The 20,523-nt window shown below is 59.8% G+C and carries 20 protein-coding genes; 13 read left to right on the forward strand and 7 right to left on the reverse strand.

All coding sequences use genetic code 11. The features are described 5' to 3' along the window. Nucleotides 1-144: 144 nt before the first annotated feature. The gene (locus tag ED661_RS01555; RefSeq protein ID WP_122072267.1) at nucleotides 145-2,427 is read left to right on the forward strand and encodes a response regulator; all 2,283 of its coding nucleotides are present in this window, start codon (nucleotides 145-147) and stop codon (nucleotides 2,425-2,427) included. 8 nt (nucleotides 2,428-2,435) lie between these two features. Here ED661_RS01555 and yaaA read toward each other — a convergent pair whose 3' ends face one another. From yaaA to ED661_RS01570, 3 genes are all read right to left on the reverse strand, one after another. Then, nucleotides 2,436-3,206, reverse strand: a complete 771-nt coding sequence (gene yaaA / locus ED661_RS01560; protein ID WP_122072190.1) for a peroxide stress protein YaaA — start codon at nucleotides 3,204-3,206, stop codon at nucleotides 2,436-2,438. A 41-nt stretch (nucleotides 3,207-3,247) separates the two neighbouring features. Continuing rightward, the gene (gene recQ, locus ED661_RS01565; protein ID WP_122072191.1) at nucleotides 3,248-5,320 is read right to left on the reverse strand and encodes a DNA helicase RecQ; all 2,073 of its coding nucleotides are present in this window, start codon (nucleotides 5,318-5,320) and stop codon (nucleotides 3,248-3,250) included. Between the two features lie 157 nt (nucleotides 5,321-5,477). After that, nucleotides 5,478-5,765: a YggT family protein gene (locus tag ED661_RS01570; protein ID WP_122072192.1), complete on the reverse strand. Its 288-nt coding sequence runs from the start codon at nucleotides 5,763-5,765 to the stop codon at nucleotides 5,478-5,480. A gap of 132 nt (nucleotides 5,766-5,897) precedes the next feature. Between ED661_RS01570 and ED661_RS01575 the strand changes: the two genes are divergently transcribed. The 4 genes from ED661_RS01575 to ED661_RS01590 are packed head-to-tail and all read left to right on the forward strand — an operon-like array spanning nucleotide 5,898 to nucleotide 9,677. Then, on the forward strand, nucleotides 5,898-6,446 hold the full coding sequence (locus tag ED661_RS01575) for an acyl-CoA thioesterase (protein WP_122072193.1): 549 nt from the start codon (nucleotides 5,898-5,900) through the stop codon (nucleotides 6,444-6,446). A gap of 59 nt (nucleotides 6,447-6,505) precedes the next feature. After that, on the forward strand, nucleotides 6,506-7,870 hold the full coding sequence (locus tag ED661_RS01580; RefSeq protein ID WP_122072194.1) for an MFS transporter: 1,365 nt from the start codon (nucleotides 6,506-6,508) through the stop codon (nucleotides 7,868-7,870). Continuing rightward, on the forward strand, nucleotides 7,867-8,736 hold the full coding sequence (gene mepA / locus ED661_RS01585) for a penicillin-insensitive murein endopeptidase (protein ID WP_122072195.1): 870 nt from the start codon (nucleotides 7,867-7,869) through the stop codon (nucleotides 8,734-8,736). Before ED661_RS01580 ends, mepA begins: the two co-directional genes overlap by 4 nt. Before the next feature lie 11 nt (nucleotides 8,737-8,747). Further along, the gene (locus ED661_RS01590) at nucleotides 8,748-9,677 is read left to right on the forward strand and encodes an esterase-like activity of phytase family protein (RefSeq protein WP_122072196.1); all 930 of its coding nucleotides are present in this window, start codon (nucleotides 8,748-8,750) and stop codon (nucleotides 9,675-9,677) included. A gap of 479 nt (nucleotides 9,678-10,156) precedes the next feature. On the opposite strand, the gene ED661_RS01600 is transcribed toward ED661_RS01590, so the two are convergent. Continuing rightward, nucleotides 10,157-10,393 carry a hypothetical protein gene (locus tag ED661_RS01600; RefSeq protein WP_162929996.1) on the reverse strand — a complete coding sequence of 79 codons (237 nt, stop codon included), beginning with the start codon at nucleotides 10,391-10,393 and terminating at the stop codon, nucleotides 10,157-10,159. A 290-nt stretch (nucleotides 10,394-10,683) separates the two neighbouring features. Here ED661_RS01600 and ED661_RS01605 point away from each other — a divergent pair, with 290 nt between their 5' ends. From ED661_RS01605 to ED661_RS01640, 8 genes are all read left to right on the forward strand, one after another. Next, the gene (locus ED661_RS01605) at nucleotides 10,684-11,307 is read left to right on the forward strand and encodes a queuosine precursor transporter (protein WP_122072199.1); all 624 of its coding nucleotides are present in this window, start codon (nucleotides 10,684-10,686) and stop codon (nucleotides 11,305-11,307) included. Nucleotides 11,308-11,399: 92 nt separating this feature from the next. Next, nucleotides 11,400-11,819 (forward strand): alternative ribosome rescue aminoacyl-tRNA hydrolase ArfB, encoded by a 420-nt coding sequence (gene arfB / locus ED661_RS01610; protein ID WP_122072268.1) that lies wholly within the window; start codon nucleotides 11,400-11,402, stop codon nucleotides 11,817-11,819. Between the two features lie 67 nt (nucleotides 11,820-11,886). Continuing rightward, nucleotides 11,887-12,633, forward strand: coding sequence for an SDR family oxidoreductase (locus tag ED661_RS01615; RefSeq protein ID WP_122072200.1), 747 nt, complete (start codon nucleotides 11,887-11,889; stop codon nucleotides 12,631-12,633). Continuing rightward, on the forward strand, nucleotides 12,630-12,983 hold the full coding sequence (locus tag ED661_RS01620; protein ID WP_122072201.1) for a cupin domain-containing protein: 354 nt from the start codon (nucleotides 12,630-12,632) through the stop codon (nucleotides 12,981-12,983). The genes ED661_RS01615 and ED661_RS01620 overlap by 4 nt, the downstream gene beginning before the upstream one ends. 159 nt (nucleotides 12,984-13,142) lie before the next feature. Further along, nucleotides 13,143-14,174: a P1 family peptidase gene (locus tag ED661_RS01625; RefSeq protein WP_122072202.1), complete on the forward strand. Its 1,032-nt coding sequence runs from the start codon at nucleotides 13,143-13,145 to the stop codon at nucleotides 14,172-14,174. 111 nt (nucleotides 14,175-14,285) lie between these two features. Next, nucleotides 14,286-14,771, forward strand: coding sequence for a cytochrome c family protein (locus ED661_RS01630; protein WP_122072203.1), 486 nt, complete (start codon nucleotides 14,286-14,288; stop codon nucleotides 14,769-14,771). A gap of 184 nt (nucleotides 14,772-14,955) precedes the next feature. Further along, nucleotides 14,956-15,498 carry an isopentenyl-diphosphate Delta-isomerase gene (idi, locus tag ED661_RS01635; RefSeq protein WP_122072204.1) on the forward strand — a complete coding sequence of 181 codons (543 nt, stop codon included), beginning with the start codon at nucleotides 14,956-14,958 and terminating at the stop codon, nucleotides 15,496-15,498. A 114-nt stretch (nucleotides 15,499-15,612) separates the two neighbouring features. Continuing rightward, on the forward strand, nucleotides 15,613-16,872 hold the full coding sequence (locus ED661_RS01640; protein WP_122072205.1) for a flavin-dependent oxidoreductase: 1,260 nt from the start codon (nucleotides 15,613-15,615) through the stop codon (nucleotides 16,870-16,872). A gap of 255 nt (nucleotides 16,873-17,127) precedes the next feature. Here ED661_RS01640 and glpK read toward each other — a convergent pair whose 3' ends face one another. The 3 genes from glpK to panB all read right to left on the reverse strand — a co-directional run bounded on the left by glpK (nucleotide 17,128) and on the right by panB (nucleotide 20,392). Then, nucleotides 17,128-18,612: a glycerol kinase GlpK gene (gene glpK, locus ED661_RS01645; RefSeq protein ID WP_122072206.1), complete on the reverse strand. Its 1,485-nt coding sequence runs from the start codon at nucleotides 18,610-18,612 to the stop codon at nucleotides 17,128-17,130. Between the two features lie 95 nt (nucleotides 18,613-18,707). Then, the gene (gene panC, locus ED661_RS01650; protein WP_122072207.1) at nucleotides 18,708-19,550 is read right to left on the reverse strand and encodes a pantoate--beta-alanine ligase; all 843 of its coding nucleotides are present in this window, start codon (nucleotides 19,548-19,550) and stop codon (nucleotides 18,708-18,710) included. Nucleotides 19,551-19,558: 8 nt separating this feature from the next. Continuing rightward, nucleotides 19,559-20,392, reverse strand: coding sequence for a 3-methyl-2-oxobutanoate hydroxymethyltransferase (gene panB / locus ED661_RS01655; protein WP_122072208.1), 834 nt, complete (start codon nucleotides 20,390-20,392; stop codon nucleotides 19,559-19,561). Nucleotides 20,393-20,523: the final 131 nt, after the last annotated feature.

Consider the following 20,523-nt stretch of genomic DNA (forward strand, 5'->3'; position numbering starts at 1 on the left):
CTAAATCACTCACAGGCTGGCACGGGCTTAACACCATAGCAAGAAGTTCACGCGTAAGACTATTGCCGAGACCTTTGTATTTGCACCCGACGTTCGCCCCTCTTTGGGGAAAACCGTTTCTAATAATTGATGGAGCCCGCAGGGATGAGCCTTGCTGACAAAATCGCAGAAGAACGCCGGGGAAGACTGGCGGCAGAGCGGCTGCTTGAACTCAAGCAGGCCGAGCTTTCCGCCGCGAATCGCAAACTTGGCCGCCATGCCCTGGCCCTGACCAAACAGATTGGTGTAACCCAGGCCGAAGCGGCAACCGTGCGGGAAGAAAATGCCAAGGTAAAATCAGACCTGAGCCAGGCCAATGAAAAAATCGAAACCGCCGAGCGCAGGCTCTGGCATTCGATCCAGGCCTTTCAGGATGGCTTTGCCTTCTTTGACGCCGACAGCCAGCTCATCGGCGCCAATACTGCCTATCTCAATATTTTTGACGGGTTGGAAGAAGTCACCCCGGGCATATCCTATATGCGCATCTTGCAGATCCTGACCGATGACGGCCTGGTCAACACCGGGGAGATGAAGCCGGACAGCTGGCGTGCAATGATGAGCGAACGCTGGTTATCGATGTCGCCAGAACCCGTGGTCATCCAGCTTTGGGATGATCGCTATCTGCGCCTAATTGACCAACGTGGCCATGGCGGCGATGTGGTGAGCCTGGCGCTCGATATCACATCCTCAGTGCATTACGAGGAAGAGCTGCGCACCGCTCGCGAACGCGCCGAAGCCGCCAACCGCGCCAAATCGGCCTTCCTGGCCAATATGAGCCACGAGATCCGCACCCCGATGAACGGCGTTGTTGGCATGGCTGAGCTGCTCAACGACACCACGCTGAACGACGAGCAAAAACTCTACGCCAATACCATCAAAAACTCGGGCGAAGCGCTGCTGGTCATCATCAATGACGTGCTCGATTATTCCAAAATCGAAGCCGACAAGCTGGTGTTGCACGAAGAAGTCTTCGATCTGGAACGCTGCATCCATGAAATTGTCATGCTGTTGCAGCCCACGGCCCGCGACAAGGGGCTTACCATTCTGGTGGATTATGATCTGTTCCTGCCAACGCAGTTTGTTGGGGATCCGGGGCGCATTCGTCAGGTGCTGACCAATCTGGCCGGTAATGCGGTGAAGTTCACCAACGAAGGCCATGTGACCCTGCGCGTGACGGGCATTTCTGACCCGGAGGAAGGCACCTGTGCGGTGCATTGCATGATCGAAGATACCGGTATTGGTATCCCGGAAGAGAAAATCGACCACGTCTTTGGGGAATTCAACCAGGTCGAGGACGAGCGCAATCGCAAGTTCGAAGGCACCGGCCTGGGGCTGGCGATCTCACGGCGCCTGATTGAATTGATGGAGGGTGAAATCTGGGTCGAAAGCGACGAAGGCAAGGGCTCGTGCTTTGGCTTCCGTATTCCCCTGCCCATCGTCGGAGGGGCACCAAAGGCCACGCCCAAGCTCCCGAACAGCATACGACATATCCTGTTGGTGGACGAATCCGCCCTCAACAGCGAAATCCATCAACGACAGTTGATGTTGATGGGCGTCGAGACAACAACCGCAGACAGCGTCTCTGACGCCATGTCAAAGATGAATATCGGCGTCGATTTGGTTCTGGCCGACCATTCCATTGCCGGTGGCGGGGGATTGGAGCTGGCCCGTCAGTTGCGGCAAAGCAAATGGGCCAACATCCCAATGATCATGCTCTGCTCCAATCCGCATGAACATCCCGAAGATGAAATCGAAGATCTCGCTGTGGAACTGCTGCCGCGTCCCACCCCGCGTGATGAGTTGTTTGCCAAGCTTGAAAACCTCGGCAATGCGCTGATGCAAAACCCGGCCTCTGCCGAGCCCGAAAATCAAGCTGCGCCAGAAACAGAGGCAGGAACCAGGCCCCAGACCCTGGAAGAGGCCTATGCTGCCGACAATGCCACCGCCCCTCCTCTGCCCGATCCAGAGCCCAGCGGCGCAAGGCAGATGCGTATACTGGCGGCTGAAGACAACAGGACCAATCAGCTGGTCTTCCGCAAGATGGTCAAGGACCTCAACATCGAGTTGAAATTTGCCAACAATGGCGTCGAAGCCGTGGAGCTTTATCAGTCCTTTGAACCGGACCTGATCTTTATGGATATTTCCATGCCGGAAATGGATGGCAAAGAGGCGACAGGAGAAATCCGTAAGCTGGAAGCGCTGACCGGGCGTCACGTGCCTATCGTCGCGCTAACAGCCCATGCCATGACCGGGGATTCCGACGGCATTCTTGCCGCCGGGCTGGATCACTACTTGACCAAACCGCTGCGCAAGGCGGTCATTCTGGAACGCATCATGCAGCATGTCTCGGAAGAGTTCCAAGAGGTGGAGACCACCTCAGCCGCATAAGAGCGCGTTCAACCCGCGGGCTGACGCAGGAATACCGGTTTCATCGGTTCCGACAGCTGTGGTTGATAGGCATAGCCGCCGCTGTCAAAATCCTGCAGAGCTGCCACATCTGAAATCCGGTTTTGAATCACATAGCGCGCCATCGCGCCCCGGGCCCGTTTGGCATAAAAGCTCACCACCTTGAGGGTGCCATTCTTGTCTTCCATAAAGACCGGCGTCACCACCTGCGGCTTCAGCGCCTTCAGGTCGACGGCGCCAAAATACTCCTGGCTGGCGCAGTTCACCAGGACCTGAGCGCCGACCTCTTCGGCCTGGGCATTCAGCGCCTCAGCAATCTGGCTGCCCCAATATTCATAAAGGTTCTTGCCGCGCGGGTTTTTCAGACGTGAGCCCATTTCCAGCCGGTAAGGCTGCAGCGCATCCAGCGGACGCAGCAACCCGTAAAGCCCGGACAGAATGCGGAAATGATCCTGTGCCCAGGCCATTTCCTCAGGCTCCAATGACGCGGCTTCCAACCCCTGATAGGTGTCGCCCGCAAAGGCCAGCGCGGCGGGGCGCAGATCCGTCGCCTTTGGATCATCTTGGAAATCGCGAAAGCGGTTGTAGTTCAGCTTGGCCAGATCTTCGCTGATATGCATCAGCTTCATCAGCTCCGACACCGTGAGGTCGCGCGCAACGGCGTTCAATGCGATGGCATCGCTCTGAAAGGCGGGGAAGGTCATCTCCTGATCCCGCTCCGACCAATCCAGCTTCTTGGCCGGGGATACCACTACCAGCATCGCGCGCTCCTTTGTTTCCGATTTGTTTCCTTTTTCCAGACTTAATCAGTCTGGCGCAAAACGTCCAGAAAGGCGGGCAAAAATCTCTCTGCCCGGCGCTCGCCCAACAGCATTGTGATGCCGCGTGTGTCCTCGGCCCGCATCTGCGCCAGCTTTGCCAGCATGGCAGCCGGACAACTGAGCGGCTTCAGGGTGCCGCATGCGCCGCGGATTAAACCGGTCTGGACCTCCATGAGGGCATCATAGGTTGATCCCGCCCCGGCCCGTGTTGCCAGTTTGCGCCGCTGGGGGTGCAGCGGTTCTACCGCGCCAGTGATGACCTCGAGGAACTCATCGCCGTAGCGCTCCAGTTTCTTGGCCCCAACACCGCCAATCCGTGCCATCTGATCCAGGGTTTCCGGGCGGGTTTCGGCCATCTCGATCAGGGTCTTGTCGTTGAACACCACATAGGCCGGCACTTTCTGCGCCTCAGCCAGCGCCCGGCGTTTGGCCTTCAGGGCCGACAGCAGTGGCGCGTCTTCTTCCGAGACCAGCATCTTGACCGCCGGACGGCGCTCGGCCGATTTGATGGTGTCCTTGCGCAGGGAGATCTGCGCATCGCCCTTCAGCACCGGCAATGCCGCCTCTGTCATCCGCAGGGCCCCATGGCGTTGGGGATCCGGGCGTACCAGATCATGCCCCATCATCTGGCGAAACACTGCCTGCCACTGGCGCTTGCTGTATTCCTTGCCACAGCCAAAGACCGACAGATCATTATGACCCTTTTCCCGCACCCGATCGGTCTCATTGCCATAGAGAATGTCGATAAGGTGCCCAGCGCCATAGGTCTCATTGGTGCGCAGGATGGCCGAGAGCGCCTTGCGCACCGCCGTGGTGCCGTCAAAGACCTCTACCGGGGTGTCGCAGAGATCACAGTTGCCGCAGGGGTCCGAGTCTTCTTCAAAATATCCCAGGAGGGTCTGGCGCCGACATGTCAGCGCCTCGGCCAGACCCAGTAGCGCATTCAGCCGCCCATGATCGGCAGCGCGGCGCTCGGGTGGGGCCAGACCTTCATCGATCTGACTGCGCCGCAACCGGATGTCATCAGATCCAAACAGGGTCAGGGTTTCCGCAGGGGCCCCGTCGCGACCCGCGCGGCCAATTTCCTGGTAGTAGGATTCGATGGATTTGGGCAAATCCGCATGGGCCACCCAGCGGATGTCGGGCTTATCTATCCCCATACCAAAGGCCACGGTGGCCACCACAATCAGGCCATCCTCGCGGGCAAAACGCGTTTCCACGTCCCGCCGCTCCCCGGCCTCCATGCCACCGTGGTAGTGGCAGGCGGCGTGACCAGCGTCACGCAGGGCGCGGGCCAAGTCTTCGGTCTTGGCGCGGGTGCCGCAATAGACGATGCCGGACTGCCCTTTGCGGGCTGCTGCAAACTCCAGGATTTGACGGCGCGGCCCGTCCTTGGCGCCAAAGGCCAAGTGGATATTGGGCCGGTCGAACCCCCGCAGAAAGGCGCGCGGCGCATGGCCATCAAACAGCTTGCGAATGATCTCTTCGCGGGTCTCTGAATCGGCGGTGGCGGTAAAGGCCGCCAGTGGCACATCCAGTGCCTGACGCAGCTCGCCGATGCGCAGGTAATCGGGGCGGAAATCATGGCCCCATTGGCTGACACAATGGGCCTCATCCACAGCGATCAGGCTGACATTGATGCGCTGCAACATGTTCAGGGTCGACCCCGAAGCCAGCCGTTCCGGCGCCATGTACAGGAGCTTCAGCGCACCGGATTCGATGGATTGCCAGACGGCTTCGGTCTCTTCTTCGGTATTGCCAGAGGTGAGCGCCCCTGCCGTGACGCCAACGGCTTGCAGCGCCCGCACCTGATCGCGCATCAGGGCAATCAGCGGTGAGATCACTACGGTGATGCCAGCGCGTTGCAGGGCGGGCAGTTGGAAGCACAGCGATTTGCCACCGCCCGTGGGCATAATCGCCAACACGTTTTCGCCGCGCGTTACCGCCTCAACGATCTCTTCCTGACCTGGGCGAAAGGCATCAAAGCCAAAAATCTCACGCAGCAGCGGAGTGGCTGTGCCCTCCGTTTCGGTGATCGCTTGCGCGGCTGTCATGGAGTGGGACCTCGTTGGGTGCGGCTGCTCTGATTTGAGCGCCACAATCCCACAGGTCGATTCGGGCGGCAAGAGCAAGGGGCAAAGCTTTACGCTTCGCCCCCTTGGTTTTATCCACATCATCCGCTGAAACAGCCCAAACAGGCCACCAGAGGGCCTAGTAGAATGCGGCCATGTTGTTCTGGATGATGATGCGCAGGGCATAGACCGCGATCAGCACCACCAGCGGCGCCAGATCAATGCCGCTCATATTGGGCATAATGCGGCGCACCGGCGCGTAAAGCGGCTCGAGAATACGCTGCAGCATGTACCAGATCTGGCTCACCAGCTGCTGTTGCAGGTTCAGCACCTGGAAATTGATCAGCCAGCTCATGATCACATGAGCGATGATGAAGAACCAGACGATGTCCAGGATCAGCAGCAGAATTTGGAACAGAGAGAGCATTCTTTACCTCTTTGGAATAGCAGCCCTACAGGTAAGCAGCCCTGTGCCTATGTGCAAGGCTTCCGCGAGGTTGCGGTTGACCATTGGTTAATCGGTGGCAAGAGGGGCACAACTCGACAAGAAAGACTGCATATGTTTCCGATTTTTCGCCTGATCAAAGACCTGCTGGAGGCGCGCCGCATGGCGCCGCTGGATCTGACTGAAACCCATGTCTCCAACCATATCTGCTGGCCCTGGGATCTGGATATCTGGCTGGAGCTGAACAATGGCCGCGCCATGACCCTTTATGATCTGGGCCGCACCATGCAGGCCCAGCGCGTTGGGCTGATCAGCGCCCTGCGTCAGAACCGCTGGGGCATGACCGTGGCGGGCTCTTCCGTGCGGTTTCGCCAGCGCATCCGCGGCTTTGAACGGTTTGAAATGCGCAGCCGCGCGGTGGCCTGGGATGACAAATTCATCTACCTGGAACAGTCGATGTGGAAAAAGAACGGCAGTTGCGCCAGCCATGTGATGCTGCGCACTGCACTCACTGACAAAGATGGCATCGTGTCTCCTACTCGGGTGCTTGCGGCCATGGGCCGCGCAGACCAGCAGCCTTTTGAGATGCCCGACTGGATCGATGCCTGGCGCGCAGCGGACGCGCAACGTCCCTGGCCACCAATGCAAGATACCCTTGCCTAGCGCGCTATGTGCCTGTCTTATCGCAGATAATGAAAATAATGCGGACAGGCAGGGACAGAATGAGCGAAATTTCAACGCGCAAGCGCATTTGGGGCTGGTGGTTCTTTGACTGGGCCAGCCAGCCCTATCACACGCTGCTGGTGACCTTTGTCTTTGGTCCCTTCTTTGCCGCCGTTGCCGCAGGCTATTTTATGGGAGAAGGTCTGGAACCCGAAGCGGCCAAGGCCCAGGCCCAGGCCCTGTGGTCGATTGGCATGACCGTTACCGGGCTGATGATCGGTTTTGGCGCACCTTTCATTGGTGCCCTGGCAGATATCTCCGGACGCAAACGACCCTGGTTGATTGGCTTTTCGCTGATGTATGTGCTCGGCGCCTGGGGGATCTGGTATTCGGACCCAGCAGGCAGCAACCTGTGGTGGATGCTGGTGACCTTTGGCTTTGGCTTCATCGGCGCAGAATTTGCGCTGATCTTTGCCAATTCGCAGCTGCCCAGCCTCGGCGATAAAGACGATGTTGGCGCCATCTCCGGCTCCGGCTTTGCCTTTGGCTATCTGGGAGGCGTGTTGGCGCTGTTCATCATGTTGCTGCTGTTTGTGGAACAGGGCAGCGGCAAAACCCTAATCGGTCTGGACCCTGTGCTGGGGCTGAATGCCGAGACCCGCGAAGGCACCCGCGCAGTGGGGCCCTTTACAGCCCTGTGGTTCGTTACCTTTATGGTGCCCTATTTCCTCTGGGTCAAAGACGACGCTGGCACCGGCAAGCGCGGCACACTGGGGCAGGCCGTTTCCCTGGTGGTTTCCTCAGTAAAGGCCCTGCGATACCGGGGCAGCCTGGCGCGCTACCTTGGGTCGTCTATGTTGTACCGGGACGCACTGAATGGGCTTTATGGATTTGGTGGGGTCTATGCCGCACTGGTGTTGGGCTGGGAAATCACCCTTATCGGCATCTTTGGCATCATCTCGGCCATTGCCGCCGCAGCCTTTAGTTGGGTCGGCGGCTTAGCCGACAAACGCTATGGTCCCAAACCCGTCATCGTCACCGCGATCCTGGTGCTGACGCTGGTCTGCATTACCGTGGTGAACATGTCACGCGAGTCGCTCTTTGGTATGCCCCTTGCAGAAGGCTCCAAATTGCCGGATGCAATCTTCTTTGGCTGCGGCATGCTGATCGGCGGTTTCGGCGGAATTTTGCAGGCTGCCAGCCGCAGCCTGATGGTGCGCCATACCGATCCTGCAAAGGCGACTGAGAGCTTTGGCCTCTATGGCCTGTCAGGGCGCGCCACTGCCTTTTTGGCGCCGGGGCTGATTGGGCTTGCCACAACCGTGACCGGTAGCGCACGATTGGGCATTAGCCCGGTGATTTTTCTGTTTATCCTCGGGTTGATCGTGTTGTACCGGGTCAAGGCAGAAGGAGATCAGAGTTGAGACTGCTGTTAGCGAGTTTTTGTTTAGTCATTGCGGGTCTCACCACCGCCGATGCTGCCACCCCGGCCAAGCAGCTGTTTGGCGCCAAGGATAGTGGATCACAACAGGCTCCGGCCGCCTATGGTTCTTATGCCAAAGGCTGTGTCGCCGGCGCAGTCCAGCTGCCGGAAACCGGACCGACCTGGCAGGCCATGCGGCTTAGCCGCAATCGCAACTGGGGTCATCCCGAAACCATCAGCTTTATAGAAAAGCTCAGCCGGGTGGCGGCCAGCCAGCCGGGCTGGAACGGGCTTTATATTGGCGATATCAGCCAGCCGCGCGGCGGGCCTATGTTGTCAGGCCATCGCAGCCATCAAATGGGGCTGGATATCGATATCTGGATGCGCCCGGCCGATAAGCTGACCTATAGCCGGGCCCAGCGCGAAAAGATCTCCTCCATCTCGATGCGGCGCAGCAATGGTGCCTTTGTCAATTCCGATTGGACCCGCGCCCATCACGAGATCATCAAGGCTGCCGCCTCTGACAAACGTGTGGCACGGATCTTTGTCTTCCCCGGTGCCAAGGTGCAGATGTGCAAGGACGCCAAGGGCGACCGGCGCTGGCTGCGCAAAATCCGCCCCTGGTGGGGCCATCACTATCATTTCCATGTGCGCCTCGCCTGCCCCAAGGGGGCCAGCGGCTGCGTTAATCAGGATCGCCCACCGCGCGGCGATGGCTGTGACGCGGCGCAGAAATGGGTTGATGATATCTTGAACCCGCCCCCGCCAAAGCCAGCGGACCCCAATGCCCCGGCTCCCAAACCCCGGCGGGAATACACCCTCACGGATCTGCCCAAACAATGCGCAGCTGTATTGAACGCAAACTGAGTTAGGCCAGGATGACGCGTAGAAAACTGGCCGGCGGCCTGGTGCTGATCACCGGTCTGATTGCGGCCGCTGCCACCCTGGCAGCAAGCAGGCAGGCCGGAACAACATTCCACCCGCGTGCCAGCGCAGAGCAAGCACAGCCCGCCGGGAGCTACACCTGGCGGGCCAGCCCCGATTGGTTTGGGGGTTTCTCCGGGCTAGAGCTCTCGGCGGATGGATCGCAGATGGTTGTCCTCAGTGATCGCGCGCATCTGGTGCGGGCTGATGTCCATCGACAGAACGGCGAGATCGCATCGGTCTCCCTGCACAGCGCCCAACACCTGCGCTCCTCCAAGGGGCGGCGGCTTTTGGGCCGGATCATGGACAGCGAAGGCCTGGCCCTGGCGCCGGATGGCTCGCTGTTCATCTCCTTTGAGGGTCTGTCGCGGGTTGTGCATCACCAAACCGAGGCCAGCCGCGCCCGCGTGCTGCCCCGCCCCAATGATTTTCGCGGCTTGCCCTTGAACAAATCGCTCGAGGCCCTCGCCATTGACCCGCAGGGGCGGCTCTATACCCTACCGGAAAAAGTCCTGAACGCCGATGGGGAGATCCCGGTCTGGCGCTGGAATGGCGCACGCTGGAGCCAGCCCTTTACCCTGCCCCGGCGCGGCGGCTTTCTGCCTGTAGGCGCCGATTTTGGTCCTGATGGCCGGTTTTACCTGCTGGAGCGCAACTTTGTCTTCATCGGATTTCGCAGTCGGCTGCGGCGCTGGGACATCACCGATCAGGGCGCGATAAACGAAGTGACCCTAATGGAAAGCAGCACCGGCGTGCATGACAACCTCGAAGGCCTGTCTGTCTGGCGCGACACCACGGGAATCCTGCGGGCCACCATGGTGTCGGATGACAATTTCAAAGCCCTGCAACGCACCGAACTGGTGGAATACACCCTGCCGGACTGAGGGAAGGTATCTCTAGTCCTCGACACTGAGATGAAGATACAGACTCTGCTGTCCTAGAGGGCAGACACTTCGAACCCATCCAACAGTTCGGCGACCGAAAGCATAAATACGAGCATGGCGCTTGGAAATAGCTCTGCATTCCCAGAGGCCGAATAGACACTATCACCCCTTTGCCACTCGCAACTCATAGACGAAAATTGCCTGCGACATGGCTCCACCCGCGCAGGGCCACCTTTGCCATGGTTGAAATCCACCGCCTTACCGATGATCACTGTTTTCTCCCGTGTTTCATAGCGTGGGACCAAATCCGACACGGATACCTTAACAAGGAAATACTTGCCCCCCCGGCTCAGGGCTCCCATTGTAGGGGCTATACTGCCACGGAATTTCATGCCTGTTTTCGCCGAGCCAATAGTGCTGATGGAATCCGCTATCCATCTTTGGCAAGAATGGAAGGCAGGCTGCGATAGTTAGAACGATCAACCCCCTTGGTAGTGACGCGGGGAGAGGGGACGTCGCCGGAACCAAAGGCCCAACATCCCAACCGTGGCCAAAACAGGCAGGACAATGGCACCATAGCGCAACGGACCAAACAGATCCCCACGAGCGGTCATTGGGTGATAAAATTCGGAAACCTTGAGCGAGACATAGGTACCGCCGCCCCAGGCAAATGACGCGACAACCGCGCACCAAAACAACATGCTAAATCGAAACATGCCCCAACATACCTCTGCGACTGAGGGCTTCAACTCTCAATCTCCTCAAAATTGTCTCCCCCTGTGAAGCCACTGGTTGGCGAAACCACAGAGCGGTGCCGAGCCCAACGGGAGAGGCACATTCTTTGTATGTGGCGATCTGGGCGGGAGCCCCCCTTCCGCTGCACCCGCAGGCCCTGCGGTGCGTCAAAACACTTGCCAACGGCCTCCAACACAGCTAGGTGAGCGCGTCTTCCGCACAAGATGCGGAACAAGTCGCCGCGACCTTGTATAAAAAACGGAACTGAAAAATGAATCGTTCTCATCTACCTGGCATTCTTGCCATGGCTGCCGTTGTGGTGGCCTCCAATATCCTGGTGCAATTCCTGTTTGGCCAATGGCTGACCTGGGGCGCCTTTACCTATCCAATCGCCTTTCTCATCACCGATGTGATGAACCGTGTCTATGGCGCCGGACCAGCCCGCCGCGTGGTCTTTGTCGGCTTTGTCGTGGGCGTGATCTGCTCGCTCATCGGCACGCAAATTATGGGCGAGTTTGGCCCGCTGGTCACCCTGCGCATCGCGCTTGGCTCTGGCCTCGCCTTCCTCACCGCGCAGCTGCTCGACGTATCGATCTTTGCCGCCCTGCGGTCCGGCAAATGGTGGCGTGCGCCGCTGGCCTCCACTCTGGTGGGTTCCTCGGTGGACACGGCGATCTTCTTTACCGTGGCCTTTTCCGGCGCGCTGACCTGGATCGAACCCGCCAATGACATCTCCTGGGCGGCAGAAATGCTGCCACTTCTGGGTGCTGGCCCCATGGCGCCGCTCTGGATCTCGCTGGCGGTAGCCGACTGGATGGTGAAGCTCTCGCTGGCCCTGCTGGCGCTGCTGCCCTTCCGTATGATTGTCAGCCACCTGACGGCCAAACCCGCATAAGCCTCCACAGCAATACAACACACTTGGCAAAAGGCCGTGGTCCATGGGGCTGCGGCCTTTTCCATTTGCGCCAGCCGCGCTACATCCGGCTCATGCTCCATATCACCAACGATATCGCCCTCCAGGACTGGGAACTCTCCGAGAGCTTCATGCGCGCCTCGGGCCCAGGCGGGCAGAACGTCAACAAGGTGGCCACCGCCGTCGAGTTACGGTTCGAGGCCGCGCGCTCCCCAGCGCTCACCCCGGCGGTGAAATCCCGTCTCAAACGGCTGGCCGGTCGGCGCTGGACCAAAGAGGGCGCGATCCTGATGCAATGCGACGAGACCCGCTCGCAGCTGCGCAACCGCGAACTGGTGCGCGAACGGCTGGTCGAGCTCATTCGCAAGGCCCTGGTGGCACCAAAGCGTCGTATAGCGACCAAACCAACTCGCGGTTCCGTCAAACGGCGGCTGGAAGGCAAAAAGCAGCGCAGCGCTATCAAATCGACGCGAGGGAAAATCACCCCCGAGTGATCCTTATGATTGCACCCAAGCCCTGGCTTAGCCATGTTCAGTGCAAATGGATTTGAGGGAGAAGACTATGCGGCTGGCAGGAAAATGCGCCATTGTAACGGGTGGAGCCTCGGGCTTTGGTCTTGGCATCGTTGATAAATTTCTGACCGAGGGCGCCCGGGTGATGATCGCCGATATCAATATTGATGGCGCCTCGGCATTGGCCGCTGAACGCGGCGACATGGCCATGGCCCAGCAGGTCGATGTCAGCAATGCCGCCTCGGTGAATGCCATGGCAGAGGCGGCAATTGGCGCCTTTGGCCGCGTTGATATTCTGATCAACAACGCTGGTGTTACCCATCTGCCCACCCCGCTGGACGAGGTGAGTGAGGAGGATTTTGACCGGGTGTTCAATGTGAATATGAAATCCGTCTATCTGACCGCCCGTGCCCTGGTACCGCATATGAAGGCAAATTCCAGCGGAGCCATCCTCAACGTGGCCTCCACCGCAGGCGTGTCACCGCGCGCCAATCTGAACTGGTACAATGCCTCCAAGGGCTGGATGATCACCGCCACCAAAACCATGGCAGTGGAACTGGCCCCCAGAGGTATCCGGGTGAATGCCATCAACCCGGTGGCCGGCGAGACCCCGCTGCTGCAGTCCTTCATGGGCGAAGACACGCCGGAGATCCGCGCCAAGTTCCTGTCCACCATTCCAATCGGGCGGTTCTCCACCCCTCAGGACATGGGCAATGCCGCCTGCTATCTGTGTTCTGACGAGGCCAGCATGGTCACAGGTGTGGCTATGGAAGTCGACGGAGGGCGCTGCATATGAAAACGATCAATCTGGCCGAAAAACTGGCGTTCTTTGACAGCCATTGGGACCCCAAGGTGGTGGCCGACTATAATGATAACGAGATCATGGTGGTCAAATTTCAGGGTGAATTCCCGTTTCACCTGCATGAAGACACAGATGACTTCTTCCTGGTACTTGAAGGCGAGATGTTGATGGATATCGAGGGCGAGGCCTCGCATCCGGTCTCAGCCGGCGAGCTGTTTGTGGTGCCTAAGGGGGTCACCCACCGTCCGCGTGCCGCGCAGGAATGCAAGGTGCTGCTGATCGAGCCCAAGGGAGAGCCGAACTCGGGCGATCCCACCACTGCGGCCGCAAAAAACCGGATCTAACACGCGGTTTTGCGGGAACTTGGCGGTTCGGCGCAGCCTGTTTGCGCCGGATCAAAGACCCAGCCGGAATCACGCCTAAAAGGGAGGGGCAATTTGCCCCGCCGTACGTTTTGGAACAGGAGGTCATCAGATGATCCCAACCCTGATGAAACCGGCCCGATGAAACCAGGGCCTAAAAATCTCATCACTGATGTGCCCGGCCTCCTGGTCGGCAATGCACGTGATGCCGCGTTGAAATCCGGCAGCACTGTCTTGCTGGCGGCAGAGCCGCTGACCGCATCGGTGCATGTCATGGGCGGCGCGCCGGGGACGCGGGAGACGGATTTGCTGGCACCGGATAAATCCGTGGCCAAGATTGATGCGCTGGTGCTGTCGGGTGGATCCGCCTTTGGGCTGGATGCCTGTTCCGGCGTTGTTGATGGGCTGCGCGCCCAGGGGCGCGGATTTGTCCTGGGGCCTGCAATCATTCCTCTGGTGCCCGGTGCGATCCTGTTTGACCTGCTGAACGGCGGCAACAAGGACTGGCTCGATAACCCCTATAGGGCGCTGGGACGGGCCGCGTTTGAAGATGCTTCTGATGACTTCTCCCTCGGCAGCCATGGCGCTGGCACCGGGGCCCTCACCGCGATGCTGAAAGGCGGGCTGGGCTCTGCCTCCTTTGTGCTGGAGAGCGGCGTCACCGTTGGCGCCCTGGTGGCCGCCAATCCAATGGGCAGCGTCACCACGCCCGGGGATCGCCATTTCTGGGCCGCGCCTTTTGAGGTCGATGGCGAATTTGGCGGTGCTGGACCTGACAGCGCAGTCGGACTGGGGCGCAGCCTCGACAGTCGCAAAATGCAATCCATGCGCGCCCTTGCGGCAGGTGAAGAGCTGCCCGCCGAACGCGGCAATACCACCATTGCCATTGTCGCCACCAATGCCGCCCTGACCAAGGCCGAATGCCAGCGCATAGCCACAGCCGCCCATGACGGCATTGGCCGCGCCACCGTTCCGGCCCATGCGCCGGGGGATGGCGATCTGGTTTTTGCCGCCAGCACCAACGCCCGCCGCCTCGCCAATCCCGAGATGGAACTGGGCCAAATCGGCCATGCCGCCGCGCTCTGTCTCAGCCGTGCCATCGCACGGGCCATCTATAGCGCCACACCAGAAGACCACGATCTCCTGCCCTGTTGGAGCGCGTGCCAAACCTGAAACACCGGCGCGAGCTGCGCCAGAAACACCCATGCGGCGGATTCACTCGTTGACACTCCCTGCCAACAAGCGCCGTATTCCAACCAGCCAACTCAAAACCGGAGCAAGCATATGAAACCCGTCCTGACTGCAGCCCTTCTTAGCCTTCTGGCAGCCCCCGCCTTTGCCGAAGGTGATGCCGCAAAAGGCGAAAAGGCCTTTAACAAATGCAAATCCTGCCACGCCGTGGTCTCTGACACCGGTGAGAAAATCATCAAAGGCGGCAAGACCGGCCCCAACCTCTGGGGTGTTGTTGGCCGCACAGCGGGCAGCTATGAGGGCTTCAGATACGGCAAGGATCTGATTGCTGCCGGCGAGGGTGGCCTGGTCTGGGATCTTGAGAGCTTTACCGCCTATGCTCAGGACCCTCGTGGCTTCCTGCGTGAGCATCTGGGCGACAGCAAGGCCAAGTCGAAGATGTCTTTCAAGCTGAAAAAGGGCGCCGAAGACATCTATGCCTTCCTGGCCCAGTTTAGCCCTGTCGCCGAAGAGCCGGCTGAAGAACCCGCAGAAGATGCCGCGGCAACCGAGACCACCGAACAACCTGCTTCCGAGTGATCCTGCCCTTGTCTTCCCGCCTCTCGGCCCCGTTTTTAGGGGTCGCATAGCCTGGATTGCCTGAAACTTGAGCATCAAAGGCCGTGACCTCAGGGGCGCGGCCTTTCGCGTAGTTGCTTTGCCGGGCAACCCGCGTTAGCCATTGCGGGCTGCGCAAGAGTGGCAAAACGATCATGGATTCAGAATGCCCCATATGATCCCGGCCTGGGTGAACGGCGAACTGACACCGGTAGAGAAGCTCCTGGCACATGAACAGGGGTTGAAGCACAAGGCTGTCTCGGTGTTTGTGGTCAAGGGCGTCAAAATCCTGATGCAGCGCCGCGCCCTGGGGAAGTATCATACGCCCGGTCTTTGGGCCAATACCTGCTGCACCCATCCCATGTGGGAGGAGGCCTCCTCTGCCTGCGCGGTGCGTCGCATGGAAGAAGAGTTGGGGTTGAAGGGGCTCTATCCTGAGTTCCGTCACCAGCTGGAATATCGGGCGGATGTGGGCCATGGCATGGTAGAACACGAGGTCGTCGACGTGTTTCTTGCCCATGCTCATCGTCCGCTCACCCCCGTAGCAAACCCGGATGAGGTGATGGAAACCCGCTGGATGGATTACCATGACCTGCTGGCAGAGGTGCACCGCCACCCAGAGCGTTTCACCCCCTGGCTGAAGATCTATCTGCACAAATACGCCGACATCATCTTTGGTCCCGACCTGATCATCGCCTCCAAAACCTGAACCCAGTCGCACCTCTTGCCTCCTGTTGCCAGATTGGCAAGGGATCTGTTTTCGCTTGCCTTCTGGGCAGGCTCTGTGGTTTTGTGCCACCACATATTAGGAGGTATACTTACTATGTCCGTTCTTATTGCAGGGGGTGGTATCGCCGGGCTGAGCCTTGGCCTGACGCTTCACCAGATTGGCGTGCCCTTTCACATCTACGAATCCGCCGCTGAGCTGCGCCCATTAGGGGTCGGTATCAACCTGCAACCCAATGCCGTGCGCGAGCTGTTTGACCTGGGGCTGGAGGCGGAACTGGAAGAGATCGGCATTCGCACCCGGCAGCTGGGGTTCTACTCCAAACTTGGTAAGACCATCTGGGAAGAGCCGCGCGGCATGGAGGCCGGCTATGCCTGGCCGCAATACTCAGTGCATCGCGGCGAACTGCAAATGATGCTGTATCAGGCGCTGGTTTCCCGGGCAGGTGGCGACTGTATCACCACTGGTGCGCGCGCCCTGGGGTTTGAACAGACAGCTGGCGGCGCAGACCTGTTGCTGGCAGATGGTTCCCGCAAGAGCGGCACACTTGTTGTGGCGGCAGATGGTATTCACTCAGCCCTGCGCGCGCAGATGTACCCGGGTGAGGGCGCGCCGATCTGGAATGGTCGGATTCTCTGGCGGGCAACCACCCAAGGCACACCGTGGAAGGGCGAGGCCGCCATGGCAATGATCGGTCATGACAGTCTGCGCCTGGTGGCCTATCCGATCTCGCGCCCAGATGCTGACGGGTTGGCAACCCTCAACTGGATTGCTGAGAAGAGCTTTGACCCTTCCGCGCCCTGGAAGAAAGAAGACTGGAACCGCGCCGCCGATATCAACGACTTCATCGCCGAGTTCGAAGACTGGCAGTTTGACTGGATCGATGTCCCCGGCCTCATCCGTGGTGCAGAGGTGGTCTATGAATACCCCATGGTTGATCGCGACCCGCTGCCGCAATGGGGCTTTGGGGCTGTGACCCTGATGGGGGATGCGGCCCATCCGACTTATCCGGTGGGCTCAAACGGGGCCAGCCAGGCCATTATTGATGCGCGGGTTATTGGCGCAAAGCTCCTGTCCCATGGTGTCACCCCGGCAGCGCTTGCGGCCTATGAGGCAGAGGTGCGCCCGATTGCCACCGGAATTGGCCAGACCAACCGCGCGGGCAAAGGGCCGGATGCCGTGCTGCAGCAGGTTGAAGATCTCTGTGGGGGAGATTTTATCAGCATTGAAGATGTCATTCCCAGGGCCGATCTTGCGGCCCATGCGGAGCGTTACAAATCCATCGCAGGGTTTTCAATTGAGGCGCTGAATGCCCGCCCGGCGACAATCAAAGCCGATGCAAGAGTGATCAGCTAAGGGGGGGCTCCCGCCCGTCATCAGGCCCTTTGGGCCCTCTTCCCGTTGGGCCCAGCGCCGTGCTGACGCACGGCGTCCGCTCTGCCGCAACCTCTGATCATGCCGCAACCGCGCCGCGCGCCAGCGCGGCGCCGGGCCCAAGGCCGCCAAGGGCATTCGGCGTCCGCCAATGACCCGCGGGCGCGGGAGCCCCCCCCCATTGCACCTTGGAGACACGAGACCTGTAGAATCACTCCCGCGCAGCAAACGCCTGTCTTAAATGCCAATGACAGCCTGCACGGCGCGTTGCCAGCGGGCATAGGCGGCGTCCCGCTGTTCCGAACCCATATCTGGCGTGAACTTACGATCCAGCGCCCAGGTCGCGGCAAATCCGGCCTGATCCGGGTAGATGCCCGCCTGCATACCCGCCAGCCAGCCCGCACCCAAGACCGTTGTTTCCTGCATCTTTGGGCGGTCCACAGCGGCACCAAGAAGATCAGACAGGCTTTGCATCGTCCAGTCACTGGCGCTCATACCGCCATCGACCCGCAGGGTCACATGGGTTTCCGCTGGCCAATCTGCCCGCATTGCCTCCCACAGATCCCGCGTCTGATAGGCCACGCTTTGCAAGGCCGCGCGCGCCATTTCAGCGGGGCCAGAACCGCGCGTCAGGCCAAAAACGGCGCCTCGGCATTCCGGCTGCCAATAGGGCGCACCCAGACCGGTAAAGGCCGGCACCAACAACACATCCTGTTCAGGATCCGCTGCTTGAGCCAACTCCCCGGACTGTGCCGCATCCTCAATGAGACCCAACCCATCTCGCAGCCACTGCACCGCAGCCCCGGCGATAAAGATCGACCCCTCCAGCGCATAGGTGGGCTTACCCCCTAGCTGATAGGCCACGGTGGTGAGCAAACGGTTGCTCGACACAACCGGCGTCTCGCCAGTGTTCAGCAGGGCAAAGCAGCCGGTGCCATAGGTGGATTTCATCATCCCCGGCGCAAAACAGGCCTGACCAATGGTGGCGGCCTGCTGGTCGCCGGCCACCCCCAGAATTGGCACCGAACCGCCCAGGATGTCTGGCACAGTTGTGCCAAACTCCGCCGCGCAGTCCTTGACCTGCGGCAGCATCTGCATCGGCACCTTCAATGCCTGGCAGAGCTCTGCACTCCAGGCACCTGCCCGAATATCATAGAGCATGGTGCGTGAGGCATTGGTGGCATCGGTCACATGCGAAGCGCCACCGGTCAGGCGCCAGATTAGGAAGCTATCAATAGTGCCAAAGAGCAGCCCGCCATTTGCAGCTTGGTCCCGCGCCCCGGCTGTCTGATCCAGAATCCAGCGCACCTTGGTGCCCGAAAAATAGGGATCCAGTAGTAGGCCGGTTTTGTGGCGGATCATGTCTTCATGACCCTCAGCGCGCAGAGCCTCGCAGATCTCAATGGTGCGACGATCCTGCCAGACAATGGCCTTGTGGATCGGCCTGCCACTGGCCCGGTCCCAGACCGCCGTGGTTTCACGCTGATTGGTGATGCCAATGCCCGCCAGATCCGCAGCCGTGATGCCCTGCTCCGCCAAGACCTGCCGACAGGTCGCAACAACAGAGTCCCAGATCTCTTCCAGGTCATGCTCAACCCAGCCCGCCTTGGGGAAATACTGGGGAAACTCCTGTTGCGCTGAGCCGATGACCTGCATCTCAGCGTCAAACAGCACCGCCCGTGTTGACGTGGTGCCCTGGTCAATTGCCAGAATATATTTCATGTCCCGCCCCTGTGATGGATCTCCTCAGGGCGGGAGTTTAGCTGCAAGATGTTACCGCTGCCAGTCCTGACTAAAGCATTAGTTCAAAAACCGGATCACACCGCGATATTGTCGATCAACCGCACATCTTCGATCCAGGCCGCAACAAACAATCGCACCGGGGCTTCGGCCGTTTCCATTGTGCTCAGGTCCTCTGCTGAACAGAGCGAAAGATACTCCAGCTCGTTAAAGCCTGCGGCCAGGATCTCAGCTTCGGCCTGCTTTTTCAGATCCGCAAAATGACCACCTGCGGAGACCTCTGCGGCCAGTCGCGTCAAGATCGGATGCAGAGCCCCGGCCTTCACCAAGCCGTCAGCCGAGAGCCGCATATTGCGTGAAGACATCGCCAGACCGGAGGCTTCGCGCACGGTTGGGCACCCCACCACCTCTATCGGGATATCCAGATCCCGCGCCATGCGCCGCACCACCAGAAGCTGCTGATAGTCTTTCTCGCCAAAAAATGCCTGATGCGCCCCGGTTTGCAGAAACAGCTTGGCCACCACCGTGGCAACCCCGTCAAAATGGCCCGGACGACAGGCGCCCTCCATCTGATCTGCCACCCCTGCCACCGAGACATTGGTGGCAAATCCACCCGGGTAGATCTGATCCGGGTCCGGCACATAGATCACATCGACATCATAGGGCGCCAGCTTGATGGCATCGTCATGTTCGGTGCGCGGGTAATTGGCCAGATCTTCCGGATTGTTGAATTGCTTAGGGTTGACAAAGATCGTCACAATCACCCGGTCACAGGTGGCCTTGGCGGCCTCAACCAGGGACAGATGACCGGCATGAAGCGCCCCCATGGTTGGCACCACGGCGACGCGCTCCCCGGCACGGATCCAGTCACTATGCTTGGCCCGCAGCTCGGCGAGTTGGCGAATAATCGGAGCAGTCATGGCGGCTGTTACCCTTTTGCAGGTGTTATCTGGTCGGCAAAGACATGTTCGGCGGCGGGAAACGCGCGCGCGCGGACCTCGGCGGCATAGGCAGCAATTGCGGCCTCGGCATCAACGCCCAGATTGCCATAGCGTTTGACAAATTTGGCTTTGAAGGCGGTGAACAGCCCCAGCATGTCATCCACCACCAGCACCTGCCCGTCACAGCCCGCCGAGGCGCCAATACCAATGGTGGGGATTGGAACTGCTGCGGTGATCTCATCCGCGAGGTTTTGTGGCACTTTTTCCAGCACCACAGCAAAGGCGCCAGCCTCAGATACAGCCTGCGCTCCGGCCAGTACCGAGGCACCGGCATCATCACGGCCCTGCACCTTGTAGCCGCCAAGGGTATTGATCGACTGCGGCGTCAGTCCCACATGGGCCATCACCGGAATGCCGCGCTCAACCAGAAACTGGATGGTGGGCGCCATCTCGACGCCGCCCTCCAGCTTGACCGCTGCCGCATTGGTTTCCCGCATCAGCCGGGCGGCATTGCCAAAGGCCTGCTGCGGGCTTTCCTCATAAGAACCAAAGGGCATGTCGATGACCAACATGGCCCGGCTCAGCCCCCGCGCCACTGCCGCACCATGCAGAATCATCATCTCCATGGTGACGCCCAGGGTCGAGGGCAGCCCGTGCAGCACCATGCCAACGCTGTCACCGACCAAAACAAAATCACAATGCTCATCCATCATCTGCGCCATCGGCGTTGTATAAGCGGTCAGGCTGACAATCGGCGTTTTGCCCTTCTGCGCAAGGATATCGCTGGCAGTGATGGCGGGGGTCTTTGAGTTCGCGCTCATGGTTTTCCCTGGTTTGGTTCGGGTTGCGCACGTCTATCAACTGACGCCGCGTGCTTCCAGAGGGCGAAATGTCTCGCAGCCCTTGATTACCCCGCGGAAAACGGGAAACCTTGGCTTCAAAGCCCCGGCAA

Origin of the sequence: Pseudophaeobacter sp. EL27 (genome assembly GCF_900313025.1) — a bacterium.
Classification (GTDB): Bacteria; Pseudomonadota; Alphaproteobacteria; order Rhodobacterales; family Rhodobacteraceae; genus Pseudophaeobacter.

Coding starts and splice junctions, on each gene's coding strand:
- ED661_RS01570 (WP_122072192.1), bottom strand. CDS start 5,765: ATGCTCTCTCTGTTCCAAATTCTGCTGCTGATCCTGGACATCGTCTGG.
- ED661_RS01615 (WP_122072200.1), top strand. CDS start 11,887: ATGCGGCTGGCAGGAAAATGCGCCATTGTAACGGGTGGAGCCTCGGGC.
- glpK (WP_122072206.1), bottom strand. CDS start 18,612: ATGAAATATATTCTGGCAATTGACCAGGGCACCACGTCAACACGGGCG.
- ED661_RS01580 (WP_122072194.1), top strand. CDS start 6,506: ATGAGCGAAATTTCAACGCGCAAGCGCATTTGGGGCTGGTGGTTCTTT.
- idi (WP_122072204.1), top strand. CDS start 14,956: ATGCCCCATATGATCCCGGCCTGGGTGAACGGCGAACTGACACCGGTA.
- ED661_RS01605 (WP_122072199.1), top strand. CDS start 10,684: ATGAATCGTTCTCATCTACCTGGCATTCTTGCCATGGCTGCCGTTGTG.
- arfB (WP_122072268.1), top strand. CDS start 11,400: ATGCTCCATATCACCAACGATATCGCCCTCCAGGACTGGGAACTCTCC.
- panB (WP_122072208.1), bottom strand. CDS start 20,392: ATGAGCGCGAACTCAAAGACCCCCGCCATCACTGCCAGCGATATCCTT.
- ED661_RS01575 (WP_122072193.1), top strand. CDS start 5,898: ATGTTTCCGATTTTTCGCCTGATCAAAGACCTGCTGGAGGCGCGCCGC.
- ED661_RS01590 (WP_122072196.1), top strand. CDS start 8,748: ATGACGCGTAGAAAACTGGCCGGCGGCCTGGTGCTGATCACCGGTCTG.
- panC (WP_122072207.1), bottom strand. CDS start 19,550: ATGACTGCTCCGATTATTCGCCAACTCGCCGAGCTGCGGGCCAAGCAT.
- ED661_RS01640 (WP_122072205.1), top strand. CDS start 15,613: ATGTCCGTTCTTATTGCAGGGGGTGGTATCGCCGGGCTGAGCCTTGGC.
- ED661_RS01630 (WP_122072203.1), top strand. CDS start 14,286: ATGAAACCCGTCCTGACTGCAGCCCTTCTTAGCCTTCTGGCAGCCCCC.
- recQ (WP_122072191.1), bottom strand. CDS start 5,320: ATGACAGCCGCGCAAGCGATCACCGAAACGGAGGGCACAGCCACTCCG.
- ED661_RS01625 (WP_122072202.1), top strand. CDS start 13,143: ATGAAACCAGGGCCTAAAAATCTCATCACTGATGTGCCCGGCCTCCTG.
- ED661_RS01555 (WP_122072267.1), top strand. CDS start 145: ATGAGCCTTGCTGACAAAATCGCAGAAGAACGCCGGGGAAGACTGGCG.
- ED661_RS01620 (WP_122072201.1), top strand. CDS start 12,630: ATGAAAACGATCAATCTGGCCGAAAAACTGGCGTTCTTTGACAGCCAT.
- yaaA (WP_122072190.1), bottom strand. CDS start 3,206: ATGCTGGTAGTGGTATCCCCGGCCAAGAAGCTGGATTGGTCGGAGCGG.
- ED661_RS01600 (WP_162929996.1), bottom strand. CDS start 10,393: ATGTTTCGATTTAGCATGTTGTTTTGGTGCGCGGTTGTCGCGTCATTT.